This window comes from Kitasatospora aureofaciens (assembly GCF_001188955.3).
Taxonomy (GTDB): Bacteria; Actinomycetota; Actinomycetes; order Streptomycetales; family Streptomycetaceae; genus Kitasatospora; species Kitasatospora aureofaciens.
Genome location: NZ_JPRF03000032.1, coordinates 412,771 through 427,587 on the forward strand (window position 1 = coordinate 412,771; position 14,817 = coordinate 427,587).

Annotated in this window: 14 protein-coding genes; 10 read left to right on the forward strand and 4 right to left on the reverse strand. The window is 72.9% G+C overall.

What is annotated here, in order from left to right; all coding sequences use genetic code 11:
* Positions 1 to 22: 22 nt before the first annotated feature.
* A complete protein-coding gene (locus HS99_RS22480; RefSeq protein WP_030553588.1) occupies positions 23 to 646 on the forward strand; it encodes a Uma2 family endonuclease in 624 nt (207 codons plus the stop codon).
* 1 nt (position 647) lies between these two features.
* Here the strand turns inward: HS99_RS22480 and HS99_RS22485 are convergent, their stop codons facing one another.
* Positions 648 to 1,331, reverse strand: a complete 684-nt coding sequence (locus HS99_RS22485) for an ABC transporter ATP-binding protein (protein WP_030286172.1) — start codon at positions 1,329 to 1,331, stop codon at positions 648 to 650.
* Positions 1,328 to 2,404, reverse strand: a complete 1,077-nt coding sequence (locus tag HS99_RS22490; protein WP_030286175.1) for an ABC transporter permease — start codon at positions 2,402 to 2,404, stop codon at positions 1,328 to 1,330. The genes HS99_RS22485 and HS99_RS22490 overlap by 4 nt, the downstream gene beginning before the upstream one ends.
* A 162-nt stretch (positions 2,405 to 2,566) precedes the next feature.
* On the opposite strand from HS99_RS22490, the gene HS99_RS22495 reads away from it, so the two are divergent.
* The 3 genes from HS99_RS22495 to HS99_RS22505 are packed head-to-tail and all read left to right on the forward strand — an operon-like array spanning position 2,567 to position 5,464.
* A complete protein-coding gene (locus tag HS99_RS22495) occupies positions 2,567 to 3,772 on the forward strand; it encodes a sensor histidine kinase (protein WP_046387020.1) in 1,206 nt (401 codons plus the stop codon).
* Positions 3,769 to 4,395 carry a response regulator transcription factor gene (locus HS99_RS22500; protein WP_030286179.1) on the forward strand — a complete coding sequence of 209 codons (627 nt, stop codon included), beginning with the start codon at positions 3,769 to 3,771 and terminating at the stop codon, positions 4,393 to 4,395. The genes HS99_RS22495 and HS99_RS22500 overlap by 4 nt, the downstream gene beginning before the upstream one ends.
* Positions 4,396 to 4,441: 46 nt before the next feature.
* The gene (locus tag HS99_RS22505) at positions 4,442 to 5,464 is read left to right on the forward strand and encodes a nitronate monooxygenase (RefSeq protein ID WP_030553592.1); all 1,023 of its coding nucleotides are present in this window, start codon (positions 4,442 to 4,444) and stop codon (positions 5,462 to 5,464) included.
* A gap of 92 nt (positions 5,465 to 5,556) precedes the next feature.
* Here the strand turns inward: HS99_RS22505 and HS99_RS22510 are convergent, their stop codons facing one another.
* Complete coding sequence (locus tag HS99_RS22510) at positions 5,557 to 7,008, reverse strand: aminopeptidase P family protein (protein WP_030553594.1); 1,452 nt, start codon at positions 7,006 to 7,008, stop codon at positions 5,557 to 5,559.
* Positions 7,009 to 7,202: 194 nt separating this feature from the next.
* Here HS99_RS22510 and HS99_RS22515 point away from each other — a divergent pair, with 194 nt between their 5' ends.
* The 5 genes from HS99_RS22515 to HS99_RS22535 are packed head-to-tail and all read left to right on the forward strand — an operon-like array spanning position 7,203 to position 12,906.
* Entirely contained in the window at positions 7,203 to 8,957 is a 1,755-nt protein-coding gene (locus HS99_RS22515) for an ABC transporter substrate-binding protein (RefSeq protein ID WP_030553596.1), read from the forward strand.
* An 11-nt stretch (positions 8,958 to 8,968) separates the two neighbouring features.
* The gene (locus HS99_RS22520) at positions 8,969 to 9,925 is read left to right on the forward strand and encodes an ABC transporter permease (RefSeq protein WP_030286189.1); all 957 of its coding nucleotides are present in this window, start codon (positions 8,969 to 8,971) and stop codon (positions 9,923 to 9,925) included.
* The gene (locus HS99_RS22525) at positions 9,922 to 10,908 is read left to right on the forward strand and encodes an ABC transporter permease (protein WP_030286191.1); all 987 of its coding nucleotides are present in this window, start codon (positions 9,922 to 9,924) and stop codon (positions 10,906 to 10,908) included. Before HS99_RS22520 ends, HS99_RS22525 begins: the two co-directional genes overlap by 4 nt.
* 1 nt (position 10,909) lies before the next feature.
* Entirely contained in the window at positions 10,910 to 11,917 is a 1,008-nt protein-coding gene (locus HS99_RS22530; protein ID WP_030286192.1) for an ABC transporter ATP-binding protein, read from the forward strand.
* A complete protein-coding gene (locus HS99_RS22535) occupies positions 11,917 to 12,906 on the forward strand; it encodes an ABC transporter ATP-binding protein (protein ID WP_043388600.1) in 990 nt (329 codons plus the stop codon). The genes HS99_RS22530 and HS99_RS22535 overlap by 1 nt, the downstream gene beginning before the upstream one ends.
* Positions 12,907 to 13,104: 198 nt before the next feature.
* On the opposite strand, the gene HS99_RS22540 is transcribed toward HS99_RS22535, so the two are convergent.
* Positions 13,105 to 13,482: a YrdB family protein gene (locus HS99_RS22540; protein WP_046386547.1), complete on the reverse strand. Its 378-nt coding sequence runs from the start codon at positions 13,480 to 13,482 to the stop codon at positions 13,105 to 13,107.
* Between the two features lie 145 nt (positions 13,483 to 13,627).
* On the opposite strand from HS99_RS22540, the gene HS99_RS22545 reads away from it, so the two are divergent.
* Positions 13,628 to 14,800: an aminotransferase class V-fold PLP-dependent enzyme gene (locus tag HS99_RS22545; protein WP_223886113.1), complete on the forward strand. Its 1,173-nt coding sequence runs from the start codon at positions 13,628 to 13,630 to the stop codon at positions 14,798 to 14,800.
* Positions 14,801 to 14,817 lie beyond the last annotated feature (17 nt).

Below are 14,817 nucleotides of genomic sequence, written 5' to 3' on the forward strand. Positions count from 1 at the left end.
ATCGGCAGCCAGGAGGAAATCCATGTCCGCCGCAGCAGTGGAAGGGCCCTTCGAGCAGGCCCCGCCGCTCGAAGCCGCCGAGCAGCCGACGCTGCTTGAGGCCGCCGAGCTGATTTCCAACCAGCTCGTTGGGTACCGGGTCGAGATCGTCGGGAGCCAGATCACCGTGACGCCGCCGCCAAATGCTTCGCACGGTAAGTCGCTGAGCCGCCTCATGCGGGCACTGTTTGCGGCTGGGCTCGACGGGGAGGAGGTCGAGGTCCTGCAGAACATCGGTATCTGGTTGCCCGACGGACCTTCTGACTATGCCGTACCAGACCTGTCGATCGTCGACGCCGACATCGATGACCACGTGATCGAGTACAACTGTTACGACCCGGCAGTCTTCCGGCTCGTACTCGAAGTCACGTCATCGAATCTCAGCGACGACCTCAAGCGGAAGCCAACCGTTTACGCGTCTGCTGGTGTGCCCGTTTACGTCATCGTGGATCGGAAGAATCAGCGAGTCATGGTGTTGACCGATCCGAAGGACAGCGAGTACCAGGTGCACGCCGTCCACCATCCCGGGCAGTCATTCACATTGCCCGAATCGATCGGGGCAACGGTGACGCTTTCGGTGGACGACGTGCTCTCCGCCAAGAGGTAGCTCAGGCCGCGGCCGAAGGCACCACCAGCCGGCCGTCGTGGACCTCGGCGATCTGGTCCACCGCCGTCAGGTGGGTGCGGTCGTGGGTGACCAGGACGGTCGCGGTGGCCCGCCGGTGGGTGAGTTCGGTGATCAACTCCAGTACCGCCGCCCCGCGTTCGTGGTCGAGGGCGCTGGTGGGCTCGTCCACCAGCAGCACCGTGGGGTCGTTCATCAGGGCGCGGGCGATGTTGATCCGCTGCCGCTGGCCGCCGGACAGCTGGTGCGGCCGTCGGTGGGCCTGGTCGTGGAGGCCGACGGCGTCCAGGAGTTCCAGGGCGCGGGGGAGGGCGCTGCGGGGGGAGCGGCCGTCGAGGTGGGCCATCACCTGCAGCTGCTCGGCGGCGGTGAGCGAGGGCAGCAGGTTGGCCTGCTGGAAGACGATGCCGATCCTGGTGCGGCGCAACGAGGTCAGCTCGGCGCGGTCGAGGCCCGCCGTGTCGGTGCCGTCCACGACGACCCGCCCGGAGTCCGGGCCGATCAGGGTGGCGGCCACCGCCAGCAGGCTGGACTTGCCGGAGCCGGAGGGGCCGACGACGGCCGTGAGCGTCCCCTTGGGGACGGTCAGGGAGACGTCGTCCAAGGCCGTGAGCCGGCCGTCGCCGTCGGGGTAGGTGAGGGTGATGCGGTCCAGGACAAGGCTCATCGGGCGCTCCCCAGGGCGGTCAGCGGGTCGACGGAGGTGATCCGGCGGATGGACAGGGCCGCGCCGACCGCGCCGAGGGCGATCATGACGGCGGCGGGCAGCAGCAGGGTCGGGGCGTCCAGGACGAAGGGGACGGCGGAGCCGATCAGCGAGCCGGCGCCGAGGGCGATCGCGGTGCCGACGGCCGTACCGAGTACCAGCAGCAGGACGGCCTGGGCGAGGGCGTCGCGCAGCAGGTAGCGGGTGGAGGCGCCGAGGGCCTTCAACACCGCGACGTCGCCGCTGCGCTGGATCGTCCAGACGGTGAAGAAGGCGCCGATCACCAGGGCCGAGATGGCGAACAGGAAGCCGCGCATCAGCTGGAGGGAGCCGTTCTCGGAGGTGTAGGAGCCGATCGCGGCGAGGGCGTCGTCCCGGGTGCGGGTCTCGGTGCCGTGGCGGGCGTCGGCCGCGGCGAGGTCGGCGCCCGCGGTGGTGCGGAGGGCGACGACGGTGGCGTGGCCGGTGCCGCCGGGGGCGAACTGCTGCCAGTCGGTGAGGCTGGTCCAGATCACCGGGGTGTGGCTGTACGCGGCGTCGCCCTCGACGGCGGCGACGGTGAGCCGGTGGCCGGCCAGGGTGAAGTCGGCGCCGTCGGTGAGGTTGCCGAGCTTCTCGGCGGCGGCGGTGGACAGTACGGCCCGACCGGGACCGACCCGGCCGCCCTGCGGAGCGAGGTCGGAGCCGTCCGGGACGCCGAAGGCGGAGAGGGCGGCGGTGCGCTGCCCGGCGGCGGCCTTGGTGGTGGTGATGCCGAGCGGCTGGGCGGAGGTGACGCCGGGCTCGCGTGCCCAGGCCTGCCACTGGTCGGGGGTGACCTGGGAGTCGGTGAAGTTGAGCTCCTGGCCGTCGGCGGGCTTGCCGAACACCAGGTGGTCGGCGGGAAGGCCCTCGATGGCGGAGATGTTCTGCCGGCCGAGTCCGGCGGTGAGCCCGGACAACAGGCCGACCAGCACGGTGATCAGCACGATGACGGTTCCCATCAGGGCGAACCGCCCCTTGGCGAACCTCAGATCCCTCCAGGCGACGAACACGGTGGGCCTTCCTGCGGACAGACGGGTGATGCTCACACCGTCCCTCGAAGGAGGGGGAGGGGGCATCGCGCGGGGGATTGCATCCTGGGCATCGAAGGGCCGAAGCGCCGGTCAACCTTTTGATTGATGCTGCTCGGCGGGCCGGGAGCTTAGGCTGGAGGGATGGCGACCGAACGATCCAGGACCATCCCCGTCGCCCGCGTCCTCCAGGTCTGCCTGCACCTGCTCGTGGCGGGCCTGCTGGCGCTCGCCGTCGCCCGCGCCGCCTTCGTCGACCGCGGTGGCGATCCGGCCGCCGTCGCCGCCGCGGCCTCCGCGACGGCCGCGGTGTACGCCGTCGGCCCCCGGCTGGCCGCCGTCCGCCGCTCGCGCCGGGGCGCGGCGCTCTGGCTGGCGCTGCTCGGCGTCACCTGGGCGGGCCTGCTGGTCGCCACCCAGGACGGGGTGTGGCTGGCGTTCCCGCTGTACTTCCTGGAACTGCACCTGCTCGGCCGGCGCAGCGGCCTGGCCGCGGTCGGGCTGACGGCCGCCGCCTCGATCGCCGCGTGGTCCTGGCACCAGCACAGCTTCAGCCTCGCCGCCTCGATCGGGCCCGCCCTCGGGGCGGCCGTCGCCACCGCCACCGTGCTCGGCTACCAGGCGCTGTACCGGGAGAGCGAGGAGCGGCGCCGGCTGATCGACGAGCTGACCGCGGCCCGCGCCGACGCCGCCGCCGCCCACCACGCGGCCGGGGTGCTGGCCGAGCGCGAGCGCCTCGCCCGGGAGATCCACGACACCCTCGCGCAGAGCCTCAGCTCCATCCAGCTGCTGCTGCGGGCCGCCCAGCGGGCGCTGCCCGAGCGGACCGAGGCCGTGGCCGGGTACGTCGAGCAGGCGCGGCAGGCCGCCCAGGACAACCTGGACGAGGCCCGGCGGTTCGTCCGCGCGCTGAGCCCGCCCGCGCTGGACGGCGATCCGCTGCCGGTCGCGCTGGAGCGGCTGTGCGCGACCACCACGGCGCACAGCGCGCTGCCCGTCCACCTGCACGTCTCCGGGGACCCGGTCCGGCTGCCGGCGGCGCAGGAGGTGGCCCTGCTGCGGATCGCGCAGTCGGCGCTCGGCAACACCGTGCGGCACGCGAAGGCCTCGCGGGCCGAGGTGACACTCAGCTACATGGAGGGTGAGGTGGCGTTGGACGTGTTCGACGACGGGGCCGGGTTCGATCCGGCGGCGGTGGCCGGCCGCACCGGCGGGGACGGCGGCTTCGGGCTGCCCTCGATGCGCGCCCGGGCGCGGGCGCTCGGCGGCAGCTTCACGGTGGAGTCGGCGCCCGGACAGGGCACGGCGCTGGCGGTGCAGCTGCCGGTCGGCCCGGAGGTCGGACCGTGATCCGGCTGTTGATCGCCGACGACCACCCGGTGGTGCGGGCCGGGCTGCGGGCGGTGCTGGAGAGCGAACCGGACTTCGCCATCGTGGCGGAGGCGGCCACCGCGGAGCGGGCCGTCGAGCTGGCCGCCGAGCCGGGGGTGGACGTGGTCCTCATGGACCTGCAGTTCGGGCCCGGTTCGGCGATGAACGGGGCCCAGGCCACCGCGGCGATCACCGCCCGGCCAGGCGCGCCGCGGGTGCTGGTGGTCACCACCTACGACAGCGACGCGGACACCCTGCCCGCGCTGGAGGCCGGCGCGACCGGGTACCTGCTCAAGGACGCCCCGCCGGAGGAGCTGGCCCAGGCGGTACGGGCCGCCGCGGCGGGGCGCAGCGCGCTGGCGCCGAGCGTGGCGGACCGGCTGCTGGAGCGGATGCGCACGCCGTCGGCAGCGCTCAGCGCGCGGGAGACCGAGGTGCTGGGGCTGGTCGCGGACGGCTTGACCAACCAGCAGGTCAGCCAGCGGCTGCACCTGAGCCAGGCCACGGTGAAGTCCCATCTGGTGCACGTCTACACCAAGTTGGGGGTGGACTCGCGCACGGCGGCGGTGCGGGAGGCGCGCAGGCGGGGGCTGATCCGCTGAGCGTAGGGTGAGGGAGGTACCCGTAGGAGTGGGAGGAGCCCCCCCGATGGCCGTGCGTCTCGACGAACTCGCCGTACCGGTGATCGGCGCCCCGATGGCGGGCGGCGCCTCGACGCCCGAACTGGCGGCCGCGGTGAACCGGGCCGGCGGGCTGGGGTTCCTGGCCGCGGGCTACAAGAGCGCCACGGGGATGGCCGAACAGATCGCCGTGGTCCGGAAGTCGACCGACCGGCCGTACGGGGTGAACCTCTTCGTGCCGGCCCCGCCCGCCGATCCGGCCGCGGTGGCCGCCTACCGGGAGCGGCTGCGGCCGGAGGCCGAGCGGTGGGGGGTGGCGCTGCCGGAGGAGATTGGGCCGGACCGGGACGACTGGGAGGCCAAGCTCGCCGTGCTGCTCGCGGACCCGGTGCCGGTGGTCTCGTACACCTTCGGGCTGCCGACAGCCGAGGAGTCGGCGGCGCTGCGGGCGGCGGGGACGCTGCAGGTCGGCACCGTCACCACGCCGGAGGAGGCGCGGGCGGCCCAGGCGGTCGGGATGGACGCGCTGTGCGTGCAGGGCCCGGAGGCGGGCGGGCACCGCGGCACCCACCGGGCGGCGGACGCGGCGGGGGAGCTGCCGCTGCTGGAACTGCTGGCCGCGGTACGGGCGGTGACGCCGCTGCCGCTGGTCGCCGCGGGCGGGCTGGGCGACGGCGCGGCGATCGCGGCGGCGCTGCGGGCCGGGGCGGTCGCGGTGCAACTGGGGACGGCGCTGCTGCGCTCCGACGAGTCCGGCGCCTCGGCCGCCCATCGGGCCGCGCTCACCGAACTGCCGGAGACCGTCGTCACCCGCGCCTTCACCGGCCGTCCGGCCCGCGGCCTGCGCAACGCCTTCATCGACCGCCACGGCCCGTACGCCCCGCCCGCCTACCCCGAGGTGCACCACCTCACCGCACCTCTGCGAGCCGCCGCCACCCGCCGCGCCGACACCGACGCCATGCACCTCTGGGCGGGCACCGCCCACCGGCTCGCCCGCACGGGCCCGGCGGAGGACATCGTGGCGCAGCTGTGGCGGAGCGCGCGGGGGTAGTGCGCTCGGCGCGCCTCGGCGGTGAGGTCGAAGTCACCGTGAAGCAGGGGGAGCGGACGATCAAGGTGGCTTGATCGTCCACTCGACCGGACTCAGCTCAGCAGGTCCGCCATCCAGGACTCGATGGCATTGACCGTGCGGGGGAGGGCGCCGGACATCAGGTGGGCGCCGTCCTCGGTGATGACGAGGTCGTCCTCGATGCGGATGCCGAGGCCGCGGAGTTCCAGGGGGAGCGTTTCGTCGTCGGGCTGGAGGTAGAGGCCGGGTTCGACGGTGAGGACCATGCCCGCTTCCAGGGTGCCGTCGACGTAGCGGTCGGCGCGGGCCTTGGCGCAGTCGTGGTAGTCGAGGCCGAGCATGTGGCCGCTGCCGCAGAGGGTGTAGCGGCGGTACAGGCCGTTGTCGTCGGCGAGGGCCTGCTCGGCCGGGATGCGCAGGACGCCCCAGTCGGCGAGGCCTTCGGCGATGACGCGCATGGCGGCCCGGTGGAAGTCGCGGAAGCGGGCGCCGGGGCGCAGGGCGGCGATGCCGGCGCTCTGGGCGGCGAGGACGAGTTCGTAGGCCTGGCGCTGGACGGGGGTGAAGGTGCCGCCGAGGGGGAGGGTGCGGGTGATGTCGGCGGCGTAGAGGGTGTCGGTCTCGACGCCGGCGTCGAGCAGGAGCAGGGAGTTCGGGTCGAGGGCGCCGTCGTTGCGGATCCAGTGCAGGACGCAGGCGTGGGCGCCGGAGGCGGCGATGGTGGTGTAGCTGGGGCCGTTGCCCTCGGCGCGGGCGTGCAGGTCGAAGACGCCCTCGATCCAGCGTTCGCCGCGGTGGTGGCGCAGGGCGGTGGGCAGGGCGCGGACGACGTCCTCGAAGCCGCTGACGGTGTGGTCGACGGCGAGTTGCAGCTGCTGGACCTCCCAGGTGTCCTTGACCAGTCGCAACTCGGAGAGGACGGCGGCGAGTTCGCCGTGACGCAACGAGTCGCCGTCGAGGTCGAGCGCGGAGTCGACGAAGGGGTCGGTGCCGGCCAGTACCCGGGTGGGCGGCTGTGGTCCGGTGAGCAACTTGCCCAGGTCGTCGAGGTGTTCGGTGCGCAGTCCGGTGAGCTGGGCCGCCTCGGCGAGGTCGGGGCGGCGGCCGACCCAGAACTCGCCGTAGCGGCGGTCGCGGTAGAACTCGCCGCCGTCGCGCGGGGAGCGGGGGCGGACGTAGAGCACCGGTTCGTGGCCCGCGGCGCCGGCCGGTTCGAGGACGAGGACGTGGTCGGCCTGGTCCTCGCCGGTGAGCCCGGTGAGCCAGACGTAGGCGCTGTGCGGTCGGAAGCGGTGGTCCAGGTCGTTGCAGCGGACCTTGAGGCGCCCGGCCGGGACGATCAGGCGTTCACCGGGGAAGGTGGCGGAGAGCCGGGCGCGGCGGCCGGGGAATCCGGAGTGGCCGGGGACGCGCCGGTCGGCGGGGAGCGGGGTGGCGGCCCAGTGGGAGGCCATGAAGGCGTCCAGGGCGGGGGAGACCGGGAGGTCGTGGCTGCCGGTGGTGAGTCCGGGCTGCGGGAGGGTCACCGGTGAACTCCTAGGCGGGGGTGGCGAGCTGGGGCGCACGGACACAGCTGGGTAACGGAGGCCGCCACCCCTTGTGCAGTGCAATTTCACATTACTATGTTACGGGTCACACGGCGGTGCGGCCAGAGCCGGGCCCCGCGACCGAACCAGGCCCAGAGCGGGCCAATGCAGGCCCCCCACAGCGGAGTTGCCACATGACCAGGCGCACCCATGCCATCCTCGCCACCGCCCTCGCGGCGGCCCTCACCCTCGGCCTCGGGGCCTGCAAGAACGACAAGAGCGACAGTGGCGGTGGCGACGCCGCGGCCGGCAGCACCCGGGCCCCCGGTGCCGAGTCGGGGACGATCGTCGGCGGCACGCCGGTGAAGGGCGGCACCCTGACGGTGCTGTCCAACCAGGACTTCGCCCACCTCGATCCGGCCCGCAACTGGACCATGCCGAACATGGACTTCGGCATCCGGCTGCTCTACCGCACCCTGGTCACCTTCAAGGCCGAGCCGGGCGCCGCGGGCAGCGAGATCGTCCCGGACCTCGCCACCGACCTCGGCCGGCCCTCGGACGGCGGGAAGACCTGGACCTTCACCCTCAAGGACGGCGTCAAGTACGAGGACGGCACGCCGATCAAGTCCGCCGACATCAAGTACAACGTCGAGCGCTCCTTCGCCCCCGACCTCACCGGCGGCCCCGACTACGCCCAGCAGTACCTGGCCGACGACGAGAACTACAAGGGCCCGCTGAACGGCGAGCACCTGGCGAGCATCGAGACCCCGGACGACAGGACGGTGGTCTTCCACCTCAAGCGCCCGGTCGCCGAGTTCTCGTACACCGCGACCCTGCCGACCTTCGCCCCCGTGCCGCAGTCCCAGGACAAGGGCCCCCAGTACGACCTGCGGCCGTTCTCCTCCGGCCCGTACCGGATCGAGACCTACGACCGGGGCAAGCAGCTCGTCCTGGTCCGCAACACCAACTGGGACCAGTCCACCGACCCGGTCCGCAAGGCGTACCCGGACAGGATCGTGGTCACCCAGGGCCTCAAGGGCGGCCAGGTGGACGACCGGATCATCGCCAGCGAGGGCGCGGACGCCTCCGCGGTGGAGTGGATGAACCTGCGCCCCGAGTCCGTCTCCAAGGTGCTGCCCAAGGCGGACGTGCGGTCCCGGCTGATCGCCGAGCAGCAGGGCTGCACCGACATGCTGTACCCCAACACCTCCAAGGCGCCCTTCGACGACCCCAAGGTGCGCGAGGCCCTGATGTACGCGGTCGACCGGGACGCCCAGGTGACGGCGAACGGAGGCCCGGCGATGGGCGACGTGGCCACCTCCTACCTCCCGCCCGCACTGGCCGGCGGCACCAAGCTGGACCCGCTGAAGATCCCCTCCACCGGCGACCCGGAGAAGGCCAAGCAGCTGCTCAAGGACGCGGGCAGGACGGACCTCAAGCTCTCGCTGACCGTCTCCTCCGGGGACAAGACCCGGGCCGAGGCGCTGCAGCAGTCGCTGGCCAAGGTCGGGATCCAGGTCACCATCACCACCGCCGACCCGTCCGTCTACTACGACACCATCGGCGACACCAAGAACGCTCCCGACCTGGCCATCCTCGGCTGGTGTCCGGACTACCCGTCCGGCGCGACCTTCCTGCCGCAGGTCTTCGACGGCCGCACCATCAAGGAGAAGGGCAACCAGGGCAACGTCGAGCAGTTCCGCGACCAGGTCACCTCGGACCGGATCGACCAGATCAACGCGATGTCCGACGTCACCGAGGCCAACAAGGCGTGGCAGCAGCTCAACGAGGAGCTGATGAAGAAGGCGCCCACCGTGCCGATGCTGTGGCAGCGCCGTCCGCTGCTGGCCGGGACGAACGTGGCCGGGGCGTTCGGCTCCCCGGTGTGGACCGGTCAGTGGGACTTCGCCACGATCGGCCTCAAGGACCCCTCGAAGAGCAAGGGCTGAGGGCTCCTCCGATGAGCACCACCATCGAAACCGCTACGGCCGAAGCGCCGCCGCCACCGGTGAAACGTTCCAGCAGGGGGCCCTGGCGACTGGTCTGGGACCAGCTCTGGGCCAAGGGCTCGGCCCGCTTCGGCCTGGTCACCGTCGCCCTGCTGATCCTGCTCGCCGTCCTCGCCGAGCCGCTGAGCGAACTCGGCGGCTGGACCCCCGAGGAGTTCGACAAGCGCGCCGTGGACCCGTACCTCGGCGGCCAGCCGATCGGCGACTTCGGCGGCATCGGCACCCGGCACTGGCTGGGCGTCGAACCCGCCACCGGGCGCGACCTGTTCGCCCGGGTGCTGCACGGCGGCCAGGTCTCGCTGCTGATCGCCTTCACCGCCACCGCCGTGGTGGTGGTCACCGGCACCCTGGTCGGCATCGCGGCCGGCTACTTCGGCGGACGGACCGACACCGTGCTGTCCCGGCTGATGGACCTGACCATGTCCTTCCCCTCGCTGATCTTCATGATCTCGATGATGTCGGTGGCCAAGGACGTCAACCGGATCCTGCTGATCACCCTGGTGATCGGGCTGTTCACCTGGCCCGGCATCGCCCGGGTGGTGCGCGGCCAGACCCTCTCGCTCAAGCACCGCGAGTACGTCGAGGCCGCCAAGGTCGGCGGCGCCCGCCCCTGGCGGATCCTCACCCGGGAGATCCTGCCGAACGTCTCCGGCCCGGTCATCGCCTACACCACCCTGCTGGTGCCCGGCATGATCGCCACCGAGGCCGCGCTCAGCTACCTCGGCGTGGGCGTGCGCCCGCCGACCGCCTCCTGGGGCCAGATGATCGCCGAGAGCATCAGCTTCTACGAGACCGACCCGACCTACTTCCTGATCCCGACGGCCTTCCTGTTCCTCGCCGTGCTCGCCTTCACCCTGCTCGGCGACGCGCTGCGCGACATCCTCGACCCCAGGGGAGGCCGGTCGTGATCCTCTACCTCGGCCGCCGGCTGCTCGGCGCGCTCGGCATCCTGCTGGCGATCTGCGCGATCACCTTCACCATCTTCTACCTGCTGCCCGCCGACCCGGCGGTGGCCGCCTGCGGCAAGACCTGCAGCCCCGAGCGGGTCGCCGAGGTCAAGGCCGCGATGGGATTGGACCAGCCGGTCTGGGAACAGTTCGCCACCTATGTGACCGGCATCTTCGCCGGACGCGACTACGGCAGCGGGGCCGGCGCCACCCACTGCGGCTTCCCCTGCCTCGGCTACTCCTACGAGTACTCGCTGCCGGTCTGGGGGCTGCTCACCGACCGCCTGCCGGTCTCCGTCTCGCTGGCCGTCGGCGCGTCCGTGCTCTGGCTGGTCCTCGGCCTGGGCGCGGGCGTCACCTCGGCGCTGCGCAAGGGCGGGGCCGTCGACCGGACGCTGATGGTGTTCTCGGTCGGGGCGGCCTCGCTGCCGGTCTACTTCACCTCGATCATGCTGATCTGGGGCGTGGTCAGGACGGCCGGGCTGCTGCCGTACCCGTCGTACCACGCGTTCACGGACGGCCCGGTCGCCTGGGCCTCCAACCTGCTGCTGCCCTGGATCGCCCTCGCCCTGCTCTACGCGGCCATGTACGCCCGGCAGAGCCGCAACTCGATGATCGAGGCGATGGCCGAGCCGTACATCCGCACCGCCCGGGCGAAGGGGCTGCCGCCGCGCACCGTGACGGTCAAGCACGGGCTGCGCTCCGGGATGACGCCGATCCTGACCATCTTCGGGATGGACCTCGGCGGGCTGCTGGCCGGCGCCGTCATCACCGAGTCGATATTCGGACTGCCCGGCGTCGGGCGGCTCTTCTACGACGCGCTGGTGCGCTCCGACCAGCCGGTGATCCTCGGCGTCACCCTGCTCGCGGCCACCTTCATCGTCGCCGCGAACCTGCTGGTCGACGTGCTGTACGCGTACGTCGACCCGAGAGTGAGGTACTGAGATGGCTCTCCTGTTGGAGGTCGAGGACCTCAAGGTCGCCTTCGACACCCCGCGTGGCACCGTCCGGGCCGTGGACGGCATCTCCTTCGCCGTCGAGGCCGGGCGCACCCTCGGACTGGTCGGCGAGTCCGGCAGCGGGAAGTCGGTCACCTCGCTGGCCGTGATGGGCCTGCACCACGGGGCCACCGTCACCGGCTCGATCCGGCTGCACGGACAGGAGTTGACCGGGCTGGGGGAGCGGGAGCTGGGCGCCGTCCGGGGCCGGCGGATCGCGATGATCTTCCAGGACCCGCTGTCCAGCCTGCACCCCTTCTACACCGTCGGCGAACAGATCGCCGAGCACTACCGGGTGCACTTCCGCGCGGGCCGCAAGGCCGGGCGGGCCAAGGCGATCGAGATGCTCGCCGAGGTCGGCATCCCGGAACCGGCCCGCCGGGTCGACGAGTACCCGCACCAGTTCTCCGGCGGCATGCGCCAGCGCGTCATGATCGCCATGGCGCTCGCCTGCGAACCCGACCTGCTGATCGCCGACGAGCCCACCACCGCCCTGGACGTCACCGTCCAGGCGCAGATCCTCGACCTGATCGCCCGGATCCAGCAGGACCGCGGCCTCGGCGTCGTCATGATCACCCACGACTTGGGCGTGGTCGCCCGGGTCGCCCACGAGGTGCTGGTCATGTACGGCGGACGGGCGGCCGAACAGGCCCCGGCGGAGCGGCTGTTCGCCGCGCCGGCACACCCGTACACCCGGGGCCTGCTGGACTCGCTGCCGCGCCTGGACGACGGCGACGACGCCCCGCTGCGGGCCATTCCCGGCAGCCCGCCGTCACTGCTCGCCCCCGCCCCCGGCTGCTCCTTCGCCCCGCGCTGCGCCCGCACCACCGCCGCGTCCGCCGAGGAGCACGCCCGCTGCCTGGCCGAGCGCCCGCCGCTCGACCGCCTCGGCCCGCCCACCGCCGGCCACCTGGCCGCGTGCCATCTGCCCCTGGTGCCGGAAGGGATCGTCTGATGGCCGAACCACTGCTCTCCGTACGGGACTTGGTGAAGACCTTCGCCGGGCGGCGCGGGCGCACCGGGCGGCCCGGTGCGCCGGTGCGGGCCGTGGACGGGGTGAGCTTCGACCTCGGCGCGGGCGAGACGCTGGGCCTGGTCGGCGAGTCCGGCTGCGGCAAGTCCACCACCGGGCGGATGATCGTCCGGCTGCTCGACCCGACCTCGGGCACCGTCACCTTCGACGGCACCGAGATCGGCGGGCTGTCCCAGGCCCGGCTACGGCCGCACCGGCGGCATCTGCAGATGGTCTTCCAGGACCCGTACTCCTCGCTCAACCCCCGGCAGACGGTGGCCCGGATCATCTCCGAGCCGCTGCTCGTCCAGGGCGCGGGCGCCGAGGAGGCGCGCCAACGGGCCGGAGAACTGATGGAGTTGGTCGGGCTCATCCCCGAGCACCTCGACCGCTACCCGCACGAGTTCTCCGGCGGCCAGGCGCAGCGGATCGGCATCGCCCGCTCGCTGGCCACCTCGCCGAAGCTGGTGATCGCGGACGAGCCGGTCTCCGCCCTGGACGTCTCCGTCCAGGCCCAAGTGGTCAACCTGATGGAGCAGTTGCAGCAGGAACTGGGACTGGCGTACGTGTTCATCGCGCACGACCTCTCGGTGGTCAAGCGGGTCTGCGACCGGGTCGCGGTGATGTACCTGGGCCGCATCGTGGAGATCGGCGACAAGGCCCAGGTGTACGGAAACCCGGCGCACCCGTACACCCGGGCGCTGCTGTCCGCCGTCCCGCTGCCGGACCCGGCGGCCGAACGGGCCCGGGAGCGGATCGTGCTGCTCGGCGACCCGCCCAGCCCGGCCGACCCGCCCGCCGGGTGCGGCTTCCACCCGCGCTGCCCGAAGGCGCAGCAGCGCTGCCGGACGGAACGGCCGCTGCTGGAGGTCGTCGGTACGGGCGGCCGCCAGGCCGCCTGCCACTTCCCGGAGGTGCAGGGCGTGTCCTAGGCCCGGCCCGCGGGCCGCCACAGGCCCCCGGTCGGACGCGGTGGGGAACCTCACGAGGGCCGCGTCCGACCGGGTTCCACCCCTACTGCGCTGTTCGGCGGCGGGATCGAGTCGGCGCGAGGCCGGGCCCGGGCGCTCCGTGCCGCCCCGCTGATCCTGGTCGGCGGCCTGGTGGTCCGTCCGTACGTCTTCGGCGCGTCAGTTCGCCGTGTACTCCACGGCCACGCTGACCGCCGCCAGCACCGCGAAGACCACCGCCAGGGTGCTCCGCCCCGAGGCGTGCAGCGCGAGCGCCGCCGTCTCCAGGACGAGCACCTTGAGCGCGATCTCCACCCCCAGCGGCTGGCGGAACTTCGGCCCGCCCGCGGCCAGGAACAGGCCCCAGACGGTGGCCGCCAGAGCCGGTGCGCCGATCCCCAGCAGCAGCCGGACGACCGGCGTGGAGCCGGTCCTGAATCCCCAGTAGCAGAGTGCCGCGAGCATCGCGAGCTCCAGGCCGAAGGCGAGGCCCGCGTTGGTCGCCGTCAGCGGGGTCCACTGCCGCTGCCCGACCGGGCCCGGTCTTGCGATCTTCATCCCCGTGCTCCCCGTCCCGCCTGGCCGCCCGGCCCGGGCGGCGGTTGTGCGGAGTCTCCCAGCTCGGCCTCGCGGACTCAATGGATCGTCCCAGGCGGCCGCTAGAGTGTTATGAAATGTCACACATCACCAAGGGGAGGCTGTAGTGACCGAGGACCTGAGCAGCGCCGAACCACCCGTCCCGCTGCCCGCCGCCGAGGGCCTGTTCAGCGTCTCGCCGCAGGCCGCGCACCTGAACCACGGCTCCTTCGGCGCCGTACCGCTCCCGGTCCAGCGCGCACAGCACGCACTGCGCACCGAACACGAGCTGGACCCGGACCTCTTCTTCGCCGACCTGCCGGACCGGATCGCCGCGGCCCGGGTGCGGATCGCCGCCGAGTTGGCCACCGACCCGGACCGGCTGGCGATGGTCGCCAACGTCACCGAGGCGGCCGCGATCGCCCTGGACAGCATCCCCTTCGCCCCCGGCGACCGGATCCTGGTCACCGACCACGGCTACGGCGCCGTCACCCGTGCCGCGGCCCGCAGGGCCGCCGAGACCGGCGCCGAACTGGTGGTGGCCGAGCTGCCGGTGGACGCCCCGGACGAGCGGGCCGTGCGGGAGGCGGTGCTCGCCGCCGTGGACGGGCGCACCACCGTCGCGATCCTGGACCGGATCACCTCGCCCACCGCCCGTACGGTCGCCTCCCCGGCCCTGGTCGCCGAGCTGCGCGAGCGCGGGGTGACGACCCTGGTGGACGGCGCCCACGCGCCCGGCATGCTGCCCGACCCGGTCGACCCCAACGCCGACTTCTGGTTCGGCAACCTGCACAAGTGGGCCTTCGCCCCGCGCGCCACCGGCGTCCTGTCCGTCCGCCCCGAGTGGACGGCCCGGGTGCGCCCGCTCGCGCTGTCCTGGGAGCACCACCGGGGCTTCCCGTACAACGTCGAGTGGCGCGGCACCTGCGACTACACCCCCTGGCTCGCCGCCCCGGCCGGCTTCGAGCTGCTCCGCGAGCTGGGCACGGAGGCGGTCGCCGCGCACAACACCGGGCTCGCCGCGTACGGCCAGCGGGTGCTGGTCGAACGGGCGGGGCTGCGGGCGCTGCCCGCGGCGCCCGGGGTGTGGATGCGTGCCGTACGGCTGCCGGAGGGCCGGTTCGACACCGAGGAGTCCGCCCGGGCGCTGGTGACCGGGGTGTGGCAGCGGCTCGGCGTCCGGGTGGCGGTCAAGCCGTGGCCCGGCGGCGGCGTGCTGCGGGTCAGCGCCCAGCTGTACAACCGGGCGGCGGAGTACGAGCGGCTCGCGGACGGGCTCCTGGAGGTGCTCAAGGACTAGGCGCGCCCGGCGGGAAT